Source organism: Nonomuraea soli (assembly GCF_013761175.1).
Classification (GTDB): domain Bacteria; phylum Actinomycetota; class Actinomycetes; order Streptosporangiales; family Streptosporangiaceae; genus Nonomuraea; species Nonomuraea soli.
Window position 1 is genome coordinate 243,764 of the sequence record NZ_JACDUR010000010.1, and the last position, 20,901, is coordinate 264,664.

The following is a 20,901-nucleotide window of genomic DNA, read 5'->3' on the forward strand; positions in this document are numbered from 1 at the left end:
AAGATGCATTACCCTGCCGAGGCGCGCGTCGATCTGGCCGCGATCAGACGGAATGTGGCGCTCCTGCGGGAGCGTGCCGGCCACGTCGAGCTGATGGGCGCGGTGAAGGCCGACGCCTACGGACACGGGCTGGCCGCCACCTCGGCGGCGATCCTCGACGGCGGCGCCTCCCGGCTGGGCACCGCCTACATCCGCGAGGGCCTGGCCCTGCGCGCGGCGGGCATCACCGCTCCGGTGCTGTCGTGGATCGTCACCCCCGGAGAGCCCCTCGACGAGGCGCTGACAGCCGGTCTGGAGCTGTCGGCCTCCGACGAGGGCACGCTGTCGGCGATCGCCGAGGCCGCGCGCCGCACCGGCGTGACCGCCAGGATGCATTTGGAGGCCGACACCGGCATGAGCCGCGGAGGCTCCCCGCTGGCCGCCTGGCCGGGCCTGCTCGACGCCGCGCGCAAGTTCCAGGCCGAGGGCGTCGTCGAGCTCGTGGGGCTGTGGTCCCACTTCGCCTGCGCCGACATCCCCGGCCACCCCTCGATCCAGGCGCAGCTGGAGTGCTTCCACGCGGCTCTGGAGATGGCCGACGCCCCGTCACACGTCATCAGGCACATGTCCAACTCGGCGGCGATCGTGACCCTCCCGCAGGCCCGCTTCGACCTCGTACGGCCCGGCATCGCGATGTACGGCCTGTCGCCGATCCCCGAGCTGGGCGACTTCGGCCTGCGCCAGGCCATGACGCTGGCCGCGCAGGTCGGCCTGGCCAAGGCCGTGCCCAGCGGATCGGGCGTCTCCTACGGACATCACTACACCACTGAAGGAGAAGTGACGCTTGGGCTCGTGCCCCTCGGGTATGCGGACGGCGTTCTCAGGCACGCGACAGGACGGGTGGATGTGCTCGCGGGGGGAAGACGGCGGCCGATCGCCGGCCGGGTCTGCATGGACCAGTTCATGATCGACATGGGCTCCGACGAGCTGCGCTCCGGCGACGAGGTCCTCCTGTTCGGCCCTGGCGACAGGGGCGAGCCGACCTGCCAGGAATGGGCCGATAATCTCGGCACGATCACTCATGAGATCGTGACGAGGATTGGCGCGAGGGTGCCTCGGGTTTACGGAGTGGACGGATGACGACGACTGCTGCCAAGAAGGTAGGGATCGCCGGTGCGATCGTGGGCGCCGCCTCCGCGGGAGTGGCGGCGGTCGCGCTGGCCAAGCGCTACGCCGTCGGGCGGATCCGGCTGCGCCCCGACGCCGAGGCCGGCGAGCCCTTCGGCGAACTGCGCGGCCGCGAGCGCACGCTGATCACCTCCGACGGCGTCGCGCTGCACGTGGAGGTCGACGGCCCGGAGGACGCCCCGCTGACGATCGTGTTCTCCCACGGCTACTGCCTCAACATGGAGTCGTGGCACTACCAGCGCCAGGCCCTGCGCGAGCAGCACCGCATCGTGCTGTGGGACCAGCGCTCCCACGGACGTTCCCAGATGGCCCCCGCCGACCAGAGCACGATCGACAGGCTCGGCGACGACCTGGCCGAGGTGATCGACACCTTCGTGCCGGGCCCCTGCGTGCTCGTCGGCCACTCCATGGGCGGCATGACCATGATGGCCCTGGCCGACCGGCACCCGTCGCTGTTCGATGACAAGATCCGCGGCGCCGCGCTCATCGCCACCTCCGCCGGCAGGCTCGCCGAGCTGACCCTGGGCCTGCCCGCGCTGCTGTCGAAGGCCGTGCACCTGGTGGCGCCGCCGACCGTCTCGCTGCTGGGCCGCCGTGGCGCGCTGGTCGACAAGACCCGCCACGCCGGTAGCGACATCGCCTTCCTGATCACCCGCTACATCGGCTTCGGCGACTCGCGCAACGTCAGCCCGACGCTGGTCGACTTCGTCGAGACGATGATCAGGGCGACCCCCACCGAGGTGGTCGCCAACTTCTACTCCGCGCTGATGAACCATGACAAGCTTTCCGCGCTCGGCGTCCTCGACGACGTCCCGACCGCCATCATGGTGGGTGACCGTGACTGGCTGACCCCGCCCGACCACAGCAAGGCGATCGCCGCGGCGTTGCCCAGGGCCCAGCTGACCGAGGTGCCCGGCACCTCCCACCTGATCCAGCTGGAGCGCCCTGACGCGGTCAACGAGGCCTTGCAGGACCTGCTGAAGAGGGTTGACACATGATCGTGGCCACCGCCGAGGAGATGCGGGCCTTCGGGGTACGGCTGGCGCAGCGGCTCGGCGCCGGCGACCTGGTGATCCTGTCGGGGCCGCTGGGAGCCGGGAAGACCACCCTGGTGCAGGGCATCGCCGAAGGACTGAAGGTCCGCGGGCCGATCACCTCGCCCACCTTCGTCATCTCCCGCGTGCACCCGTCGCTCTGCGGCGGTCCCGCGCTCGTGCACGTCGACGCCTACCGGCTCGGCGGCGACCTCGAGGTCGACGACCTCGACCTCGACGCCTCCCTGGAAGACTCCGTGACCATCGTCGAGTGGGGCGAAGGCAAGGTCGAGGGCCTGTCGGAGGAGCGGCTGGAGATCCACATCTCGCGCTCCGGCTCCGGGGAGACCCGCGAGATCACCATGACCGAGATCGGCCGACACGCCGACTGATCCGGGGGAATCGTCAAAGTCCCGCCACGTCCCGGCATTCCTGACACCATATGGATCATGGGTTGCCCGTAGAAAATCTGGGCATAACGTGAGGCATTTCATCGGGTTTCGATGGATGCTGGGTGCAACAGGCAAAGTGGGGTGCGGCGGTGCTCAGGCTCAGGCGTGTCGCTTATGCGGGTGCCATCCTCGCGCTCGGGTTAACCGGGTGCACGGCTGAGGCGTCGCCGAATCCGACGGCGTCACCGACGACGAGCGGGAGCGCGGTGCCCACGGCCTCCGCCTCGCGACTGAACATCCCCGTGCGCCTCGACCCCGACCGGGTCACCGAGGGCGACCCGTCCAAGGTGTGGATCCTGGCCAACTGCCCCGTCCCGTCGGGCGGGCCCGCGCACATCGGGCGCGCCACCTCCGACGCCTTCGTCTCCGCGGTGACGCTCAACCCGGCGCCCGCCACCACGGTCACCCCCACCCCTGCCACGACCGCCACCCCCGCGACCACCACGGTGCCGCTGCCCTGGGTCCGCGGACAGGCCGATGTGCTGACGACCGCCAGGCCCGGCACCTACACGGTCGACGTCAGGTGCGAGGGCACCAACGACACCGGCCGGGCCACCCTCAGGATCGTGGCCGAGGCGCCCGACACCCCGGCGCCCACGCGCACCGCGACCTCCAGGCCCACCCGCATCGGCGCCGGAGGCGGAGGCACCTACGGCAAGCCGGTGGCCGAAGAGGAGTCCGGCGTCGTGCCGATCGGCGGCGCGGGCGTCGTGGTCGGCCTGGCCCTGGCCGCGGGCATCGGGCTGGCGTTGCGCCGCCGCCGCAGCAGATAGGCCGTGGCGAAGTTCAGCCGGGTGGTGGTCGCGGGAGCCGTCACCGGCCTGGTCATGGTGGCGTTCGGCAACGTCGTGCGCTCGCAGCAGAGCGCACCTGCCGCCGCCGGCGTCGTCCCCAAGAGCCTCGACATCCCCTCGCTCGACCTGGAGGCGCCGCTCATCAAGCTCGGCGTGACCAAGTCGGGGGAGATGGAGCTGCCGCCGTACTCCAAGCCCAAGGTGGCGGGTTGGTACAAGGGCAGCGCCGTGCCGGGGGACAAGGGCGCCTCCGTCATCGTCGGGCACGTCGACACCCAGACCGAGCCCGCCGTGTTCTACAAACTGCGGCAACTGCGCAAGGGCTCGGTGGTGCGGGTCGAGCGCAGCGACGGCAAGACGGTGGAGTACAAGGTCACCGCGATCGAGCAGATCGACAAGGACCGCTTCCCCGCCGAGCGCGTCTACGAGCAGGACGGGCTGCGGCTGGTCACCTGCGGAGGCCGGTTCGACTACGACCGCCACGAGTACGTCGACAACGTGATCGTCTACGCCTCGCTAGTCTCGGACGCATGAGTGACAATCCGCCCGCGTCAGGCGTGCGCGTGCCATGGGAGCACGTCCCCGCGGCTGTACGTCAGCGCATCGAGGACTTCCTGGGCTCCCCGGTCGCCGACGCCGTCACCCAGACCGGCGGCTTCTCCCCGGCGGCCGCCGTACGCCTGGTCACCGCCGACGGCACACGCGCCTTCGTCAAGGCCTGCGGGCCCGACCCGAACCCGCACTCGGTCGAGATCTACCGCAACGAGGCCAGGATCGCCTCCCGGCTGCCCGCCTCGGTGCCCGCGCCTCGGCTGCTGACGACCTTCGAGCACGACGGCTGGGTGGCCCTCGTCTTCGAGGACATCGAGGGCAGGCACCCGGTCACTCCGTGGGAACGCGAGGAACTCGACCGCGTCGTGGAGGCCGTGCGGACGATGAACACCGCCCTGACGCCCTCCCCGGTCGAGGCGCCCGCCATGGCCGACTACTACGACGAGAACTTCCACGGCTGGCGGCGGCTCGTGACCGAGGACACCACCGGGCTGGACCCGTGGGCGCTGCGGTGGCTGGAGAGGCTCGCCGCGCTCGAAGCGGGCTGGGCCGAGGCGACCAAGGGCGACACCCTGCTCCAGTCCGACCTGCGCGCCGACAACATCCTGCTGGCAGGCGAGCGCGTCTACTTCGTGGACTGGCCGCACGCCTGCGTCGGGGCGGCCTGGTTCGACCTGCTGGCCATGCTGCCGTCGGTGCGCATGCAGGGCGGTCCGCCGCCTCAGGACCTGCTGCCCGACCCCTCCCACGACATCACCGTCGGGCTCGTCGCCCTGGCCGGCTATTTCGTACGGCAGGGCCGCCTGCCCGACCCTCCGGGCCTGCCCACCCTGCGGGCCTTCCAGCGTGCCCAGGGCGCCGTCGCGATCGAGTGGCTGAAGCACCGCACCGGGTGGCAGTAGGCTAACTATTCGTGCTGCTCCTGGCCTTTGACACCGCGACGCCTGCCGTCACCGCCGCCTTGCACGACGGTGAGCGGGTGCTCGCCGAGTCCACCACCATCGACGCCCGGCGCCACGGTGAGCTGCTCGCCCCCCTCATCGAGAAGACCCTGGCCCATGCCGGGGCCTCCATCCGCGACGTCACGGCCCTGGTCGCCGGCACCGGACCCGGGCCCTACACGGGCCTGCGCGTCGGCCTGGTGACCGCTCAGGGCCTGGCCACCTCGCTCGGGGTGCCCGCCTACGGCGTCTGCACCCTCGACGCCCTCGCCTACGGCTCCGGCCTGCGGGAGGAGTTCCTCGTCGCCACCGACGCGCGGCGCAAGGAGGTCTTCTGGGCGCGCTACTCCTCCTTCGGCAGCCGCCTCGACGGGCCCCACGTCGACAAGCCCGCCGACGTGCCCGTCAACGGGCTGCCGGTGGTGGGTCCCCCGCTGTACCCCGAGATCCTGGGCGAGCCCCAGGCTCCGCCGTACCCCCTGGCCGGATTCCTGGCCGCCCTGGCGGCCGGGCGCCTCGCGGCGGGAGAGCGGCTCGACGAGCCGCGCCCGATCTACCTGCGCAGGCCCGACGCCGTGGAACCGGGAGCGCCCAAGAAGGTCATCCAGTGAACATCCGTCAGATGACCTTCGACGACCTGCCCGCGGTCATGGCCATCGAGCGCGAGACCTTCCCGCTCGACGCCTGGAGCGAGGGCATGATGCGCGGCGAGCTGGCCGAGCAGCCGCGCACCAGGCACTACGTCGTGGCCGAGGTCGACTCCGAGATCGTCGGCTACGCCGGGATGGCCGCCGCCGCCGACCAGGCCGACGTGCAGACCATCGCCGTGCTGGCCGCCCACCGCACCCGCGGCATCGGCAGCGCCATGCTCACGGTTCTGCTCGACGAGGCGCGCAAACGCGGCGCGATCGAGATCTTCCTCGAGGTCCGCTCCGACAACCCCGGCGCCAGGTCGGTCTACGAACGCTTCGGCTTCGAGGAGATCGGCATGCGCCGCCGCTACTACGACGACGGCACCGACGCCGTCGTGATGAAGAGGAAGCTCCATGGCTGACGAACCCTTGGTGCTGGGCATCGAGACCTCCTGTGACGAGACCGGCGTGGGCATCGTGCGCGGGCACACCCTGCTCGCCAACACGATCGCCTCCAGCGTCGAGGAGCACGCCCGCTTCGGCGGCGTCGTGCCCGAGGTCGCCTCCCGCGCCCACCTCGAAGCCATGACACCCACCGTCGAGCGTGCCCTGGCCGACGCCGGGCTGAAGTTCTCCGACATCGACGCCATTGCGGTCACCGCAGGGCCCGGTCTCGCCGGCGCCCTGCTCGTGGGCGTGGCCGCGGCCAAGTCGTACTCTCTCGGGCTCGGCGTGCCCCTCTACGGCGTCAACCACCTCGCCGCCCACGTCGCCGTCGACCAGCTCGAACACGGGCCGCTGCCCAAGCCGTGCATCGCCATGCTCGTCTCGGGCGGGCACTCGTCGCTGCTGCTCGTGCCCGACGTGGCCTCCGATGTGATCTCTCTCGGATCGACCGTCGACGACGCCGCGGGCGAGGCCTTCGACAAGGTCGCCCGCGTGCTCGGGCTGCCCTTCCCCGGCGGCCCCTACATCGACCGCGCCGCCACCTCGGGCTCCGGCACCGCGATCGCCTTCCCGCGCGGGAAGATGGACGACGGCACGCTCGACTTCTCCTTCTCGGGGCTCAAGACCGCCGTCGCGCGGTGGGTGGAGGCCCGCACCTCCGCCGGGGAGTCCATCCACGTGCCCGATGTGGCGGCGTCCTTCCAGGAGGCCGTGGTCGACGTGCTGACGCGCAAGGCGTTGCAGGCGTGCAAGAAGTACGGGGTCGACGACCTGCTGATCGGCGGAGGCGTGGCGGCCAACTCCCGGCTGCGGGCGCTGGCCCAGGAGCGGTGCGACGCGGCGGGGGTCCGGCTGCGGGTGCCCCGGCCGGGGTTGTGCACCGACAACGGGGCCATGGTGGCCGCGCTGGGGTCCGACCTGGTGGCGGCGGGGGTCACGCCCTCGACGCTGGAGATCCCCGCAGACTCGTCGATGCCGATCACCACGGTCCACGTCTGAGGCCGGTCCGCAGCACCACCCGCTGCGCCCCCGGCAGGGGGCACAGCGGGTGGTGCTGTGTTCAGTCCTTCGGGCGTGACGGCCGCAGCAGCGCCTCGGCCAGCGCCAGCATCGTCTCCTCGAGCGCGCTCAGCCGCTTGGTCAGGTCGCTCGTGGCGGGCTCCACGATGCCCGTCACCGTCTCGCTGACCTCGTCGCGGTCGGGCCGGGCCTGAACGATCTCCGCCAGCGTCGTGGCCGCCGTCGACAGCCGCTCGTCGATCGCGTCGAGCCGCTTGACGTGCTCGATGGTGACCCCGTCGAGGAGCTCGCCGACCTGCTGGCCGACGCCGAGCGTGGCGGGCAGCTGGCCGATGCGCTGGTTGACGGCCTCGACGTGGTCGTCGACCGACTCCAGCTGCTCGCGCGCCTGCTCGGCGCGGAGGTCGACGCCGTCGAAGCGGCTGACCATGTGCTCCTCGACCTCCACGAGCCGCTCGTCGAGCGCGCCGAGGTGGGAGTCGAGGTTGTTGAAGCGGGCCTCGTGGCGGCTGTCGGCGTTGCCGACCCGCTCGTCGAGCGAGGTGAAGCGGCTGTCGACCCGGCCGTCGAGCGAGTCGAAGCGGTCGTCGTGGCGGCGCAGGTGACCGTCGACGACGGCCAGGCGCTTGTCGAGCGAGGCCGAGCGGCCGTCGAGGGCGCCCAGGCGGGTGTCGACGCCGTCGAGACGGGTGTCGATGTCGGCCAGGCACTCGTCGGCGGTCTCGATGCGGCTGTCGACGCTGCCGAGCCGGTTGTCGACGGCGACCAGGCGGCCGTCGACGCTGTCGACGCGGCTGTCGAGGAGGTCGAGACGGCCGGACAGGGTTTGCTCGCCGGCGTCGACCCTGACGTTGACCTGCTCGACCGCGGCCGACAGGAGTTCGGTGGCGGCGGCGAGGTTGCCTTCGAGCTGCTCGGCTGTGGCTCCGACCTTGTCGTCGAGCTGCCCGGCCGCGGCGCTCACCCGTTGGTCGAGGCGGTCGGCCGCAGCCGCCAGCTTCTGGTCGAGCTGGGTGACCTTCTGCTCGACCTTCTGCTCGACCTGGGCCGCGGCGGCGTCGACCTTCTCGTCGAGCCGTTCGCTCAGCTCGACCAGGCCGCCCTCGATGCGGTCGGTGCGGCCGGCCAGCTCTCCGAGTGACTTGTCGAGACGGGAGAAGCGGCTGGCCGCGGCCTCCATCTGGTTGCCGAGCTGGCCGAGCTGGGTGACGACCTCGGTGACCCGCCTGGCGATGCCCTCGGTGCCGTCGACGACGGCCTGCAGGCGGCGCAGGGCCTCGTCGACGTTCTCGCCCATGGTGCCGACGTCGGCCCAGAGGCTGGGCAGCTCCCCGATGGGGGTGACGCGCTCGCCGACGGTGCCGACCTGGTCGCCGACGAGGCCGACGCGGTCGCGGACCGCCTCGACGTGCTCGGCGAGGCTCTCGGCCCACGACGGCGGGCGGGTGGTGATGTCGTCGAGCCGGCCGCTGACGGTGTCGAGGACGCCGCTGAGGCCGCCGAGCTCTCGCTCGCGGACCTCGCGCAGCAGCCACTCCATGCCTTCGAGGCGCTGGCGGATCTCGTCGAGCACGGCTCCCTGGGTGCGCTGCTCGTAGACGTGATCCTGCGCGGCGCGCGCGAGGAGCTCCCGCATCCGGTCGGAGATGGCTGCCTGGCCGCTAGCCTGCAGAAGGGCCGTGTGGTTGGAATGATCCACCGAAAACTCCTTGCACTCGCCTACGGCTTTCTGCGCGGCGGTGGGATTGGTCCGGTTCGCATGGGAGGAAAACTCCCGCACGTCCACCTTAGCCAGTGGATCAAGATACTTCTGGGCGACGATAAAAGATGGCGATATTCCTGTTTACGCAGGTGGACAGGGGGAGCAGAGCAGGGCGAATGGCTTGTCCATAATCCGCGTCAGGATGACAACCGCCGATTTGTCGCCGGAAAGTCGGAGGTCGCTGCGCAAACGCTCGATATCGACGGCCGACCCACGCTTCTTGATGGTGACATTTCCTATTTGGCGTCTTCTGAGCGTCGATCTCAGGCGCTTGAGGGAGAAGGGGAGTGATTCGTGCACCTCGTAGCGTGCCGCCCACGGAGTGCCGATCGCGGCGTCGGAGGTGATGTAGGCGATCATCGGGTCCGCGAGGTGACCCTGAACGAGATCGGCCACCTCGGCGACCAGGTGCGCCCTGATCGCCGCGCCGTCGGGCTCGTAGACGTAGCGCGCCACCGGGCCGACCGCGGCCGTCGCGCCGGTGGGGGTGAGGGTGTGCCCTCCGGGCAGCAGGGTGGCCCGCCGCCACGGGTGCTCCTCCGAGGTCGGCTCCGCCATACGGCAGGCGAGGGTCCCGCTCCACAGGGCGGCCTCCTTGACCTCGCCCCGGTGCGACACCCACTCGGCCTCGGCGTCGTCAGGGATGAACTCGTACGGCAGCCCCGGCGCCACCTTCAGGCAGGCCGCCCGCGAGCGCTCCAGCAGGCCGAGCACCACCGGCCAGGGCGGGGAGTACGACTGCGGGTCGAAGGTGCGCCCGCGCGACGTACGGCGCGCGGGATCGGCGAACAGCACGTCGTAGCCCGAGGGATCGACGTCGGCCGCGTCGCCCGTGCGCACCGTGACGCGAGACGACAACCCCAGCGCGTCGGCGTTGGCGGCGGCCACGGCGGCCGTCAGCGGATCGAGGTCGACGGCGTCGATCGTGTGCCCGGCACGAGCCAGGGCCAGGAAGTCGCCCCCTATGCCGCAGCAGGCGTCCACGACGCGCAGCGAGCCGGTCAGCCGCGCGGCGCGATGGGCCGCGACGTCGGCGTGGGTCGACTGCTCGAGGCCGTGGGGAGTGAAGTACATGAGCTCGGCGTCGGCGCCGAACTTGACCTTCGCACGGGCGCGCAGCCCGGCCTGGGTGAGGGCGGCGGAGGTGAGCGAGGCGTCGTAGGTGCGGCGGAGGCGGGTGGCGGCGGCGACCGGATCGGCGCCGGCCAGCTCCGACGCCTCGGCCAGCGCCTTCTGGCCGAGAGGCGTCAGCAGGGCGAGAAAGGCGTCGAGGTCCACGCCGTCCGACGTTAGCGCAGCAGTTCGGCGAAGTGGATTTCGAGGTCGAAGGGCTCGCTGCGGGTGAAGGAGTCGCGGTAGATGCCGGTGCAGTCGTAGGTGTGGGTGTCGGGGTCGAGTTCGTAGGTGGCGATGACCGGCTTGCCGGATTCATCGCTGATGATCCAGAAGTGCTCGATGCCGGCCGCGGCGTAGATCCGGGGCTTCACCTTGCGGTCACGATAGTCCGACTCGGGAGAGACGACCTCCGCGACCAGATGGACCTCGCTGGGCTGGAAGAAGGTCCGGTCGGGCGCGGCGGCGGCGGTGTTGTACACCAGCACATCGGGAGCGGGGCGCTGGTTCTTGGAGATCTTGACGGTGAACTGGGTGGTGACGCGGAATTCCTCCGGCGCCTGTGTGTCGAGAAGGTGACGCAGGCCGGTGATGACGCTCTCGTGAAAGAGACGCTGGGGGGACATGAGGATGAGGGCTCCGTCGATGAGTTCCACGCGCTTGAAGATGTCGAGTTCGCCATTGGGGCCGTCTGAGGGAAGGCGGTCCAGGTCATCGGCCTCCCAGCCGCCCGGGGGCGGGAAGGGCCAGTTCTTCAGGACGTCTCGGGTGTGCTCCATCGTGGTAGTCACATCACTCACAGTAGCGTTGCACTCATCACCGTTCGTAGTCATCGAACCACATTCTCCACCGCCTGGGTGAAGTAGTCGCGCAACGCCCCCTCGTCGAGGTCCCCCACGTTCCTGAGCTTGACGTGACGTGAGCGCGACCCCGAGCCCTCCAGCAGCCCGTGGTCGTCGGTGAAGTCGGCGCCGCGGTCGAAGGCGAGCAGGACGTGGGCCTTGGAGGGGCGCACGATCGCGATGTGGCCCTTGGTGATGCGCCACGCGGGCGAGCCGTAGTGGATCACTTCGGACGCGCCGGGGGCGGCCGAGGCCGCGAGGGTGCGGAGGGACTCCACGATCTCCTGCTGGTGGGCGGGAAGCTGGGCGATGTACTGCTCGATGGCGTTGTTCATGGCAGTGAGTCTGCCGCCGCGCTCCACGGAGCGGCATCCGTGGAAACCACGGAACCGTCAGCCGTCGCCCAGTGAGTGCAGGAGCTTGCGCAGGAGGCCGGCCAGCAGTTCCTGCTCGGCGGGGTCGAGGGCGTCGAGCATGCGCCTCTCGTTGGCGACGTGGCTGTAGACGATCTCGGTGGCCAGGCGTGCGCCCTCGTCGGTGAGGGTGACCAGGACCATGCGGCGGTTGCCCGGCGCCTGGGAGCGGGTGACGAGGCCGCGCTCGACGAGGCGGTCCATGCGGTTGGTGAGCGTCGCGGGGCTGACGAGCATGGCCGCGGTGACGTCCTTCATGCACATGGTGTGCTCGGGGTTGCTGCGCAGGAGGGTCAGCAGGGAGTCGAACTCCCAGGGCTCCAGGTCACGGGCGGCGAGGTGGTCCTTGATGCCGCGCTCCAGCAGGCGGGAGGCGCGGGAGAGGCGTCCGACCACGTGCATGGGGGTGACGTCGAGGTCGGGGAGGGCCCGGGCCCACTGGTCGCTGATGCCGTCGACTGCGTCACGCATGGTGTGACGATACCAAACATTTCGAGGTTGAACTTTTCGATCGCAAGAGCTAACGTCTGCGGCGTCGAAAGATTCGATGTCGAAAGGTTGGGTCATGAAGATCTTGGTTGTGGGCGCGACGGGGTACATCGGCTCGGTGGTGGCCGAGAGGCTGGCCGAGCGTGGGCACGAGGTGGTGGCGCTCGTACGGCAGGCGGGCCGCGTGCCGTACGAGGAGCGGGTGGGGGATCTGGGTGACCCGGCGAGCCTCCCGTCGGAGGAGTTCGACGCGGTCGTGCACGCCGGGCAGCTCACCGGCGACGAGCCGACCGACCTGGCCGCGATCGGCAGGCTGGGGCGGGTCCACTACGTCAGCGGCGTCTGGGTCCTGGGCGACACCGAGGACGGCCCCGAGGACAGCCCCGTGAACCCCATCGCGATCGTCGGCTACCGGCCGACGGTGGAGCGGCTGGTGCTCGACGGCGGCGGCACGGTGATCCGCCCCGGCGTGGTGCACGGTCGCGGTCAGGGCATCCCCGCCCTGCTCAAGGCCTGGGCGGCCGAGCGCGGTCACGGCGTCTACGTGAGCGCGGACGGCCGGGTGCCGACCTGGTCGTTCGTGCACGTCGACGATCTGGTGGACCTGATTGTGGCCGCGGTGGAACAGAAGGCTTCCGGTCAGGTGTTCCACGGGGTGAGCGAGGCGGTCTCCCTGGACGTGGTGGCCGGGGCGATCGCGCCGGATCCGCGGCCCTGGCCGGTCTCCGAGGCCGCTCAGGCCGTGGGCGGTCCGTTCGCGGAAGCGCTCGCGCTGAACCAGCGTGTCAGCTCCGCGCGAACGCGCGCCACCCTCGGATGGCACCCGAACCGGCCTGGCATCCTGTCCGACCTGGAAGAAGGCTCGTACACGGGCTGAAGCCGTTCGTGTTGACTGTCAAGCCCCTCTTGCATATGTTTCCTGTTGGCACTCTCCCCTTGAGAGTGCCAAGTAAAGCGACGAGGCAGGTCTGACACCCGCGACGGCAGGCCGCTGGTCGCCTCTTCTAGATCAGTCAAATCTGAAGGGGAGGTCCGATCGTGACGACCGCCACCAAGGTTCCCGTTAAGCCGCTCGGCGACCGCATCGTGGTTCAGCCGCTTGAGGCTGAGCAGACGACCGCTTCCGGGCTTGTCATCCCTGACACCGCCAAGGAGAAGCCGCAGGAGGGCAAGGTCCTCGCTGTGGGCCCGGGCAACTGGGATGAGGACGGCGACAAGCGGATTCCGCTTGACGTCAAGGAGGGCGACATCGTCCTCTACAGCAAGTACGGCGGCACCGAGGTCAAGTACGGCGGCGAGGAGTACCTGGTGCTCTCCGCCCGCGACGTTCTCGCGATCATCGAGAAGTAAGTCGGATATGTCGGGCCCCGGGTCGCTCTAGCGCCCGGGGCTTTCGACGCCTGGAGAGGACTTATCTGCAATGCCGAAGATTCTGGAGTTCGACGAGGGCGCCCGCCGCGCGCTTGAGCGGGGCGTCAACGCACTCGCGGACGCCGTCAAGGTGACCCTGGGCCCGCGCGGCCGCAACGTGGTCATCGACAAGAAGTTCGGTGCGCCGACCATCACCAACGACGGCGTCACCATCGCCCGCGAGATCGAGCTCGAGGGCCGCTACGAGAACCTCGGCGCCCAGCTCGCCAAGGAAGTGGCCACCAAGACCAACGACATCGCGGGTGACGGCACCACCACCGCGACCGTCCTGGCCCAGGCCATGGTCAAGGAAGGCCTGCGCAACGTCGCCGCCGGCGCCAACCCGATGGACCTGAAGCGGGGCATCGACAAGGCCGCCAAGAGCATCAGCGAGAAGCTGCTGGCCTCCGCCAAGCCGGTCGAGGACAAGAAGTCGATCGCCAGCGTCGCCACCATCTCCGCCCAGGACGCCAAGATCGGCGAGCTCATCGCCGAGGCGTTCGACAAGGTGGGCAAGGACGGCGTCCTGACCGTCGAAGAGTCCAACGCCATGGGCATGGAGCTCGAGTTCACCGAGGGCCTGCAGTTCGACAAGGGTTACCTGTCGGCCTACATGGTCACCGACCCCGACCGCATGGAGGCCGTCCTCGAGGACGCCTACATCCTGCTCACGCAGAGCAAGATCGGCTCCATCGCCGACTTCCTGCCGCTGCTGGAGAAGGTCGCCCAGACCAAGAAGCCGCTCGTCGTGGTGGCCGAGGACGTCGAGGGCGAGGCCCTGGCCGTCCTGGTGACCAACAAGATCCGCGGCACCTTCACCTCCGTCGCCGTCAAGGCGCCGGGCTTCGGCGACCGCCGCAAGGCGATGCTGCAGGACATGGCCATCCTCACCGGCGGCACCGTCGTCTCCGAGGAGATCGGCCTCAAGCTGGAGCACGTCGGCCTCGAGGTCCTTGGCACCGCCCGCCGCGTCGTCGTCACCAAGGACACCACGACCGTCGTCGACGGCGCCGGTGACGCCAAGGCGATCGAGGACCGCGTCCGCGAGATCAAGCTCGCCATCGAGCAGAGCGACTCCGACTGGGACCGCGAGAAGCTCCAGGAGCGTCTGGCCAAGCTCGCCGGCGGCGTGTGCGTGCTCCGTGTGGGCGCGGCCACCGAGGTCGAGCTCAAGGAGAAGAAGCACCGTCTCGAGGACGCCATCTCCGCGACCCGCGCCGCGATCGAGGAGGGCATCGTCTCCGGCGGTGGCTCCGCCCTGATCCACGTCGCCAAGGAGATCGACGACCTCGGCCTGTCCGGCGACGAGGCCACTGGCGTGGGCGTCGTCCGCCGCGCGCTGGTCGAGCCGGCCCGCTGGATCGCCGAGAACGCCGGCCTCGAGGGCTACGTCATCACCTCCAAGGTGACCGAGCTGCCCGTCGGCCACGGCCTCAACGCCGCGACCGGCGAGTACGGCGACCTGATCGCCCAGGGCGTCATCGACCCGGTCAAGGTCACCCGCTCTGCCGTGCAGAACGCCGCGTCCATCGCCGGCATGCTGCTCACCACCGAGGCGCTTGTCGTCGACAAGCCCGAGGAGGAGGCTCCGGCCGCCGGTGGTCACGGCCACGGTCACGGCCACGGCCACTGAGCCTCGCGCTCTCCGTAGAGGCCCGTCCCCGCTGCGCGGGGGCGGGCCTCTCGCCGTCTTGGGAGCCGCCGGGCGGGCTGGGCGCGCGGGGCGGGGTGCGCGTACGGCAGGCGGCTTCTGAGGCGCTGTAACGCGCGGGCGGCCTCCGCTGATTCGTGGAGGAGAGCGGCAACTACCCTCGTAGGTCTGAAAAGTGTTTTCCCCGGTAAACCAAACATGGTCGTAAAGCGTCTAGCCGATCTGACAATTGCCCGCAATTTCAGCATATCTAGTGAAATAATGGACCGGGCAGAAAGGCTTAGTGTGGCCATTTGATTACCGCGCGTTATCGTCTCCTCAATGTGACCAATCCGTAGCCGTTCGCTATGACGACAGGGCGGATCAGCGCGGGCATCATGCCTATCGTGAGCGAGGGAAGCGTCGCCGACGCCAAAATTGGGGTAAGGCTCGCGTCGAGACTTCCGGCACGAACGGATGACTCCGAGCTAAGGGAACTGACGAACCTGGCCGTCCAGGGAGATCGCAGTGCGATCGAATCCCTGCTCGGTGAGTTGCGTCCGATGGTCGTGCGCTATTGCCGCGCCAGGCTGGGACGCGTTTCCGGGCAATATCACATAGCCGACGACGTGGCCCAAGAGGTATGCATTGCGGTCCTGTCCGCTTTGCCCAGATATCGGGATATGGGTAGGCCTTTCGCCTCCTTCGTCTTCGGGATCGCCGCGCACAAGGTCGCCGACGCGCTGCGCAGCTCCGTGCGCTCCGCCGTACCCACCCAGGACCTCCCCGACGGGCCCGACGAGGGCCCGGGGCCGGAGGAGACCGTGGTGCGCTACATCGAGGTCGAGCACGCCCGCATGCTGCTCAGCCGGCTGCCCGACAACCAGCGGGAGCTGCTCCTGCTGCGGGTCGTGTCGGGCCTGTCGGCCGAGGAGACCGGTAATGTACTTGGCATGTCACCAGGAGCGGTCCGCGTGGCCCAGCATCGAGCGCTGGCCAGACTGCGGCAGATGGCCGAGCTGGAGTCGGCTTGACGCCGGAGCTCCGGCGAGGGCGGGCGGGCGCGACCACGGAGAGCGGCCGCAAGGTGGCCTATCTCGAAGATCTGGCCGCGACCGACGACCTGCTCGCGGCGCTGGCGGCAGGTGAGCCCGCCGGCGACGGCGATGCCGCTGCGCGGCTGCTGGCCGCGCTGGTGGCCGACGTGAGGCGAGGGCAGGATCCGAAGGCGGCCTCCGAGGGCCGCGGGAGACGGTCGTGCGAGCAGCTGGGCGGTCCGCCTCACGCGCTCGTGTAGAGCCCGTGGCTCAGTTGCGCTCTTCCGTGTCGATGACCCCGTCGACGTATCCCCTGGCGTATTCCCAGCTCACGTAGTCGGACGGGTCGGGGTGGAAGGCGGGCTCGTGCATCTGGGGTCGCCCGTTGTCGATCATCTGGCGCAGGTTGCCGCGCAGGAGTGCCCAGTCGAAGTAGTGCTGCTCGCCGCATTCCGGGCAGTCGAGGACCAGTCCCAGCACGCCTTGGGGTTCGAGCAGCGACCGGAAGACCTCGACATCGGCCAGATCCGTGATGGCCTCATCGCGCTCGGCCGCGGTCAGCGGAACGGGGTCGTCGAGTTCACCCAGCTCGGAGGCCGGGTCATCGGGATCGTCCGCGAACGGGTCACGTGGGACATCTTCCAGCACCTTTCCACCATAGTGACCCAACGACCTGAGGGCACCAATAAGCGCGTCGCCGTGCGCATGTGGACGACAAAGACCCGATCTCGGCAGGGCCAGCCCTGTTTCCGGCCGAGCGGGCCGCTGTTTCTGCCCGGGGCGCTGTCAGCCCAGCCAGCCGCGGCGGGCTGCCTCGACGCCCGCGTGGAAGCGCGACTGCGCGCCGAGCTCGGTCATCGCGTCGGCGAACCTGGCGCGCACCGTGCGCACCGAGACGCCCAGCTGGCGGGCGATCGACTCGTCGCACATGCCCTGGGCGGCCAGCCTGATGACCTGCATCATGCCGTCGCCCCTGCGGCCCCACGGCAGCGGCACAGCCCGGTTCCACAACTCGTCGAAGAGGGAGCGCAGCACCCCCACCACGATGTGCGCGCGCACAAGGTAGAAGTTGTAGGCGTGGTCGGGCAGATTGCCGCCCCACTGCGCGGGCAGGCCGGCCACGCTGCTGCCGGCGGTCATGAACCAGCTCGGCAGCCGGTCCATGGTGCGCACCCTGCCGCCGGTGGAGACCAGACGCTGGAGCTGCGCCCGCACGCCGGGCAGGGTCAGGGTGGCGACGGGGATGAGCACGTGCACGGTCAGCAGGTCGCGCTCCTGCGCGTCGATCCAGGGATCGGCGAACTTCCTGACGAAGTCGTTCATGGTGCGCTCGTCGGGGACCACGGTGCAGATGTCCATCCGCGGCGCCTGGACGGCCATGCCGACGACGCTCTCGTAGAGGATGTCGGCGCCGCTGACGAGCTCGACGGGGAACGGTCCGTCCTGGTAGTCGCGTCCGGCGTCGTAGTCGCGGATCAGGCCGCGGATGGAGCCGAGCGCCGAGTCGATGCGGCGGCTCTCCTCGGCCAGGCGGTCGAGGCGCTCGGCGATCAGCCTGCCGAGCGCGGCGGCAGGATGGCGGGCCAGGTATTCGCCCGAGCGCTCGTCGACCACGCCGAGCCGTACGAGCTCCTGCAGTTGGCGGCCGACCTTGTCGACCGGCCCGTCCATGGCTTCCGCGAGCTCGTTGAGCGTGGCCCGGTGCAACCGCAGGACCGCTGTGTACAGGGCGGCCTGCGCGTGGTCGAGGCCCAGCGTTTCCAGCGGGTCGTCCGTCGCGGTGGTGAACTCGTTGCGCATGCGTAGCTCCGTTGGGGGTCGGGGCAGGCCAGGGGCCCGCCCAACGGGCGTGCCGCGAGGATAACCCGGCCATGGCGCGCTGTCCGCGTGTTGAGAGGACTGGGGTGCAACTTCGTGCACTTGCACCTTTTGACATTGCGGTGTCTCTCCGCGTAACGCAGGCTTAACCCAGCGTCGGCATTCGGACGCGAGTGGCGTGGCCATCAGGACGCGGAGGGGGGTTCGGTGGCCCGATCGCGCCCCGCGCGAGTGCCGGTGGCTGGGGGATCGGCCGGATCACCGGCCGGCCGATCCCCCGGCACTCTCAGGCCTTCGGGCCTCCGGGAGGGCGGCGGCGCTTCGTGGGGGTCGCCGCCCTCGCCATGGGTGGGGTACGGCAGGCGTCGGCCTCCGGTCATCCACGATGTGCCACGCGCCGGCCTCCGGTTATCCACAAAGTGCGCAGCCGCCCCTCGGGCACGGACGGGCCGCCCCTAAACTGAGAAGCATCATCAGCGTCGGGGAGGGGTCAGCCCGCATGTCCAAATTCACCGAAACCGGTCTCACGTTCGATGACGTGCTTCTGGTGCCCGCGTATTCGGACATGCAGCCGGGCGAGGCGAGCACCCAGAGCCGCCTGTCGCGCGGCATCACCCTCAACATCCCGCTGGTCTCCGCGGCCATGGACACCGTGACCGAGGCGCGCATGGCGGTGGCGATGGCCCGTCAGGGCGGCATCGGCATCCTCCACCGCAACCTGTCGATCGAGGAGCAGGCCACCCACGTCGACCTGGTCAAGCGCTCCGAGGCCGGGATGGTCACCAACCCGGTCACCTGCACCCCCGACGACACCCTGGCCGACGTCGAGCGCCTGTGCGCGACCTACCGCATCTCCGGCGTCCCGGTCACCGACACCGACGGCAGGCTCGTCGGCATCGTCACCAACCGCGACATGCGCTTCGAGACCGACCAGAGCCGCCCGGTGCGCGAGGTCATGACGCCGATGCCGCTGGTCACCGCCCCCGTCGGGGTCTCCAGCGACGGCGCGTTCGACCTGCTGCGCAAGAACAAGATCGAGAAGCTTCCGCTGGTCGACTCCGAGGGCCGGCTGCGCGGCCTCATCACGGTGAAAGACTTCACCAAGAGCGAGAAGTACCCCCTGTCCACCAAGGACGCCGACGGCCGCCTCATGGTCGGCGCGGCGATCGGCGTGGCGGGCGACGCGGAGGAGCGCGCCAAGGCGCTCATCGACGCCGGGGTCGACGTGATCATCGTCGACGTCGCCCAGGGTCACTCCAAGGGCCTGGCCGACATGATCGGCAAGCTCAAGGCCAACAGCAAGGTCCAGGTCGTCGGCGGCAACATCGCCACCCGTGCCGGCGCCCAGATGATCGTCGACGCGGGCGCCGACGCCGTCAAGGTCGGCGTCGGCCCCGGCTCCATCTGCACCACCCGCGTGGTCGCCGGAGTCGGCGCGCCGCAGATCACCGCCATCCACCAGGCCTCGCTCGCCTGCGCCCCGGCCGGAGTCCCGGTGATCGGCGACGGCGGCCTGCAATACTCCGGCGACATCGCCAAGGCCATCGCCGCGGGCGCCGACACCGTGATGCTCGGCTCCCTGCTCGCCGGCTGCGAAGAGTCGCCCGGCCTGCTCATCTTCATCAACGGCAAGCAGTTCAAGTCCTACCGCGGCATGGGCTCGCTCGGCGCGGTGCGCAACCGCGAGCGCGGCGGCGCCTCCTTCAGCAAGGACCGCTACGGCCAGGCCGAGGTCTCCAGCGAGGAGAAGTACATCCCCGAGGGCATCGAGGGCCAGGTGCCCTACCGCGGCCCCGTCTCCGCCGTGGTGCACCAGCTGGTCGGCGGCCTCCACCAGGGCATGTGGTACACCGGCTCCCGCACGATCGCCGAGCTGCACGAGAAGGGCCAGCTCATGCCCATCACGGCGGCCGGGCTCAAGGAGAGCCACCCCCACGACATCCAGATGACCGTCGAGGCCCCCAACTACCACGGCCGCTGACCGGTCGAGGCACCCAGCGCTCCCAGCAGGCACCACGGAAGATAGGCAAGACAGATGACTCAGCAGGTGGAGATCGGCCGCGGCAAGTCCGGGCGCCGTGCCTACGCCCTCGACGAGATCGGCCTGGTGCCCTCTCGCCGCACCCGCGACCCCGAAGAGGTCTCGATCAACTGGCAGATCGACGCCTACCGGTTCGAGTCGCCGGTCGTCGTGGCGCCCATGGACAGCGTCGTCTCGCCGGCCACCGCCATCGAGATCGGCCGCCTCGGCGGCCTGGCCCCGCTCGACCTCGAAGGTCTGTGGACCCGCTACGAAGACCCGCTGCCGCTCCTGGAGGAGTGCTCGACCCTCGACGACGAGGCGGCCACCAGGCGGCTGCAGGAGATCTACAGCGCCCCCATCAAGGAGGAGCTGATCGGGCGGCGCATCCAGGAGATCCGCGAGTCCGGGGTGACGACCGCCGTACGGCTGTCGCCGCAGAAGACCGTGCAGTACTACAAGGCCGTCATCGACGCGGGCGTCGACATCTTCGTCATCCGCGGCACCACCGTCTCGGCCGAGCACGTGTCGTCCAACGCCGAGCCGCTCAACCTCAAGCAGTTCATCTACGAGCTCGACGTCCCCGTGATCGTCGGCGGCTGCGCCACCTACACCGCCGCGCTCCACCTCATGCGCACCGGCGCCGCAGGCGTGCTCGTCGGCTTCGGCGGCGGCGCCTCCCACACCACCCGCAACGTCCTGGGCGTCGCGGTGCCGATGGCCACCGCCATCTCCGACGTGGCCGCGGCCCGCCGCGACTACATGGACGAGTCCGGCGGCCGCTACGTCCACGTGATCGCCGACGGCGGCATGGGCACCTCGGGCGACATCGCCAAGGCCATCGCCTGCGGCGCCGACGCCGTCATGGTCGGCTCACCCCTGGCCCGGGCCAGCGAGGCGCCGGGGCACGGCTTCCACTGGGGCTCCGAGGCGCACCACGCCGACCTTCCGCGCGGCAAGCGCGTGCACTTCGGCACGGTGGGGACGCTGGCGCAGATCCTGCACGGTCCGTCGAGCGCCGCGGACGGGTCGATGAACCTGATGGGCGCGCTGCGGCGGACGATGGCTTCGACGGGGTACTCCGACATCAAGGAGTTCCAGCGCGTCGAGGTAGTCGTGGCGCCGCCGCAGCGGTAGACGGAGTCGCGAGGGTGGCGGGCATCGCGTGAAACGAGGCCGCCACTCGGGCGTCCGGGGGCAAAGAGGCTCGCGGACGTCGGGCCGCGCCGGTGTCGGGCCGCCGGTGTCGGGCGTTTGGCCTCGGGCTTCGGGCCTCGGGCCTCGGGCTTCGGGCTTCGGGCGGGCCCCGGGCGGGCCTCGGGCGGGCC

At 70.2% G+C, this 20,901-nt stretch carries 23 protein-coding genes; 16 read left to right on the forward strand and 7 right to left on the reverse strand.

Features of this window, described 5'->3' with window-relative positions:
* The first annotated feature begins 3 nt into the window (after positions 1-3).
* The 9 genes from alr (at position 4) to tsaD (ending at position 7,018) form a co-directional block, all read left to right on the forward strand.
* Complete coding sequence (gene alr, locus HNR30_RS42675; protein ID WP_181615916.1) at positions 4-1,119, forward strand: alanine racemase; 1,116 nt, start codon at positions 4-6, stop codon at positions 1,117-1,119.
* Positions 1,116-2,165 carry an alpha/beta fold hydrolase gene (locus HNR30_RS42680; RefSeq protein ID WP_181615917.1) on the forward strand — a complete coding sequence of 350 codons (1,050 nt, stop codon included), beginning with the start codon at positions 1,116-1,118 and terminating at the stop codon, positions 2,163-2,165. The genes alr and HNR30_RS42680 overlap by 4 nt, the downstream gene beginning before the upstream one ends.
* Entirely contained in the window at positions 2,162-2,593 is a 432-nt protein-coding gene (gene tsaE / locus HNR30_RS42685) for a tRNA (adenosine(37)-N6)-threonylcarbamoyltransferase complex ATPase subunit type 1 TsaE (protein ID WP_181615918.1), read from the forward strand. The genes HNR30_RS42680 and tsaE overlap by 4 nt, the downstream gene beginning before the upstream one ends.
* Positions 2,594-2,859: 266 nt before the next feature.
* Complete coding sequence (locus tag HNR30_RS42690; protein WP_181615919.1) at positions 2,860-3,426, forward strand: hypothetical protein; 567 nt, start codon at positions 2,860-2,862, stop codon at positions 3,424-3,426.
* A 3-nt stretch (positions 3,427-3,429) separates the two neighbouring features.
* The gene (locus tag HNR30_RS42695; RefSeq protein ID WP_312895040.1) at positions 3,430-3,981 is read left to right on the forward strand and encodes a class F sortase; all 552 of its coding nucleotides are present in this window, start codon (positions 3,430-3,432) and stop codon (positions 3,979-3,981) included.
* Complete coding sequence (locus HNR30_RS42700) at positions 3,978-4,901, forward strand: phosphotransferase family protein (RefSeq protein WP_181615920.1); 924 nt, start codon at positions 3,978-3,980, stop codon at positions 4,899-4,901. Before HNR30_RS42695 ends, HNR30_RS42700 begins: the two co-directional genes overlap by 4 nt.
* Before the next feature lie 11 nt (positions 4,902-4,912).
* Positions 4,913-5,551 carry a tRNA (adenosine(37)-N6)-threonylcarbamoyltransferase complex dimerization subunit type 1 TsaB gene (gene tsaB / locus HNR30_RS42705; RefSeq protein WP_181615921.1) on the forward strand — a complete coding sequence of 213 codons (639 nt, stop codon included), beginning with the start codon at positions 4,913-4,915 and terminating at the stop codon, positions 5,549-5,551.
* A gap of 11 nt (positions 5,552-5,562) precedes the next feature.
* Positions 5,563-5,994 carry a ribosomal protein S18-alanine N-acetyltransferase gene (gene rimI, locus HNR30_RS42710; protein WP_181616021.1) on the forward strand — a complete coding sequence of 144 codons (432 nt, stop codon included), beginning with the start codon at positions 5,563-5,565 and terminating at the stop codon, positions 5,992-5,994.
* Positions 5,987-7,018 (forward strand): tRNA (adenosine(37)-N6)-threonylcarbamoyltransferase complex transferase subunit TsaD, encoded by a 1,032-nt coding sequence (gene tsaD, locus HNR30_RS42715; protein ID WP_181615922.1) that lies wholly within the window; start codon positions 5,987-5,989, stop codon positions 7,016-7,018. Before rimI ends, tsaD begins: the two co-directional genes overlap by 8 nt.
* Before the next feature lie 61 nt (positions 7,019-7,079).
* Here the strand turns inward: tsaD and HNR30_RS42720 are convergent, their stop codons facing one another.
* The 5 genes from HNR30_RS42720 to HNR30_RS42740 all read right to left on the reverse strand — a co-directional run bounded on the left by HNR30_RS42720 (position 7,080) and on the right by HNR30_RS42740 (position 11,640).
* A complete protein-coding gene (locus tag HNR30_RS42720) occupies positions 7,080-8,738 on the reverse strand; it encodes a coiled-coil domain-containing protein (RefSeq protein WP_181615923.1) in 1,659 nt (552 codons plus the stop codon).
* A gap of 144 nt (positions 8,739-8,882) precedes the next feature.
* Positions 8,883-10,079 carry a class I SAM-dependent methyltransferase gene (locus tag HNR30_RS42725; RefSeq protein WP_181615924.1) on the reverse strand — a complete coding sequence of 399 codons (1,197 nt, stop codon included), beginning with the start codon at positions 10,077-10,079 and terminating at the stop codon, positions 8,883-8,885.
* Between the two features lie 11 nt (positions 10,080-10,090).
* Entirely contained in the window at positions 10,091-10,705 is a 615-nt protein-coding gene (locus HNR30_RS42730) for a Uma2 family endonuclease (protein ID WP_220134636.1), read from the reverse strand.
* A 38-nt stretch (positions 10,706-10,743) separates the two neighbouring features.
* Positions 10,744-11,091 carry a DUF1801 domain-containing protein gene (locus HNR30_RS42735; RefSeq protein ID WP_181615925.1) on the reverse strand — a complete coding sequence of 116 codons (348 nt, stop codon included), beginning with the start codon at positions 11,089-11,091 and terminating at the stop codon, positions 10,744-10,746.
* 57 nt (positions 11,092-11,148) lie between these two features.
* Entirely contained in the window at positions 11,149-11,640 is a 492-nt protein-coding gene (locus HNR30_RS42740) for a MarR family winged helix-turn-helix transcriptional regulator (RefSeq protein WP_181615926.1), read from the reverse strand.
* A 94-nt stretch (positions 11,641-11,734) separates the two neighbouring features.
* On the opposite strand from HNR30_RS42740, the gene HNR30_RS42745 reads away from it, so the two are divergent.
* From HNR30_RS42745 to HNR30_RS42765, 5 genes are all read left to right on the forward strand, one after another.
* Entirely contained in the window at positions 11,735-12,535 is an 801-nt protein-coding gene (locus tag HNR30_RS42745) for an NAD-dependent epimerase/dehydratase family protein (protein WP_181615927.1), read from the forward strand.
* A gap of 161 nt (positions 12,536-12,696) precedes the next feature.
* Positions 12,697-13,008: a co-chaperone GroES gene (gene groES, locus HNR30_RS42750; protein WP_012887898.1), complete on the forward strand. Its 312-nt coding sequence runs from the start codon at positions 12,697-12,699 to the stop codon at positions 13,006-13,008.
* 70 nt (positions 13,009-13,078) lie between these two features.
* Positions 13,079-14,701 (forward strand): chaperonin GroEL, encoded by a 1,623-nt coding sequence (gene groL, locus HNR30_RS42755; RefSeq protein ID WP_181615928.1) that lies wholly within the window; start codon positions 13,079-13,081, stop codon positions 14,699-14,701.
* Positions 14,702-15,096: 395 nt separating this feature from the next.
* The gene (locus HNR30_RS42760; protein ID WP_181616023.1) at positions 15,097-15,732 is read left to right on the forward strand and encodes a sigma-70 family RNA polymerase sigma factor; all 636 of its coding nucleotides are present in this window, start codon (positions 15,097-15,099) and stop codon (positions 15,730-15,732) included.
* A complete protein-coding gene (locus HNR30_RS42765) occupies positions 15,729-15,995 on the forward strand; it encodes a hypothetical protein (protein ID WP_181615929.1) in 267 nt (88 codons plus the stop codon). Before HNR30_RS42760 ends, HNR30_RS42765 begins: the two co-directional genes overlap by 4 nt.
* A gap of 10 nt (positions 15,996-16,005) precedes the next feature.
* On the opposite strand, the gene HNR30_RS42770 is transcribed toward HNR30_RS42765, so the two are convergent.
* Both HNR30_RS42770 and HNR30_RS42775 read right to left on the reverse strand, forming a co-directional pair.
* Positions 16,006-16,383 carry a DUF5319 family protein gene (locus HNR30_RS42770; RefSeq protein WP_181615930.1) on the reverse strand — a complete coding sequence of 126 codons (378 nt, stop codon included), beginning with the start codon at positions 16,381-16,383 and terminating at the stop codon, positions 16,006-16,008.
* Positions 16,384-16,521: 138 nt separating this feature from the next.
* Complete coding sequence (locus HNR30_RS42775) at positions 16,522-17,535, reverse strand: helix-turn-helix transcriptional regulator (RefSeq protein ID WP_181615931.1); 1,014 nt, start codon at positions 17,533-17,535, stop codon at positions 16,522-16,524.
* A gap of 517 nt (positions 17,536-18,052) precedes the next feature.
* On the opposite strand from HNR30_RS42775, the gene guaB reads away from it, so the two are divergent.
* Both guaB and HNR30_RS42785 read left to right on the forward strand, forming a co-directional pair.
* Entirely contained in the window at positions 18,053-19,534 is a 1,482-nt protein-coding gene (guaB, locus tag HNR30_RS42780; protein WP_181615932.1) for an IMP dehydrogenase, read from the forward strand.
* A gap of 54 nt (positions 19,535-19,588) precedes the next feature.
* Positions 19,589-20,710 carry a GuaB3 family IMP dehydrogenase-related protein gene (locus tag HNR30_RS42785; RefSeq protein WP_181615933.1) on the forward strand — a complete coding sequence of 374 codons (1,122 nt, stop codon included), beginning with the start codon at positions 19,589-19,591 and terminating at the stop codon, positions 20,708-20,710.
* Positions 20,711-20,901 lie beyond the last annotated feature (191 nt).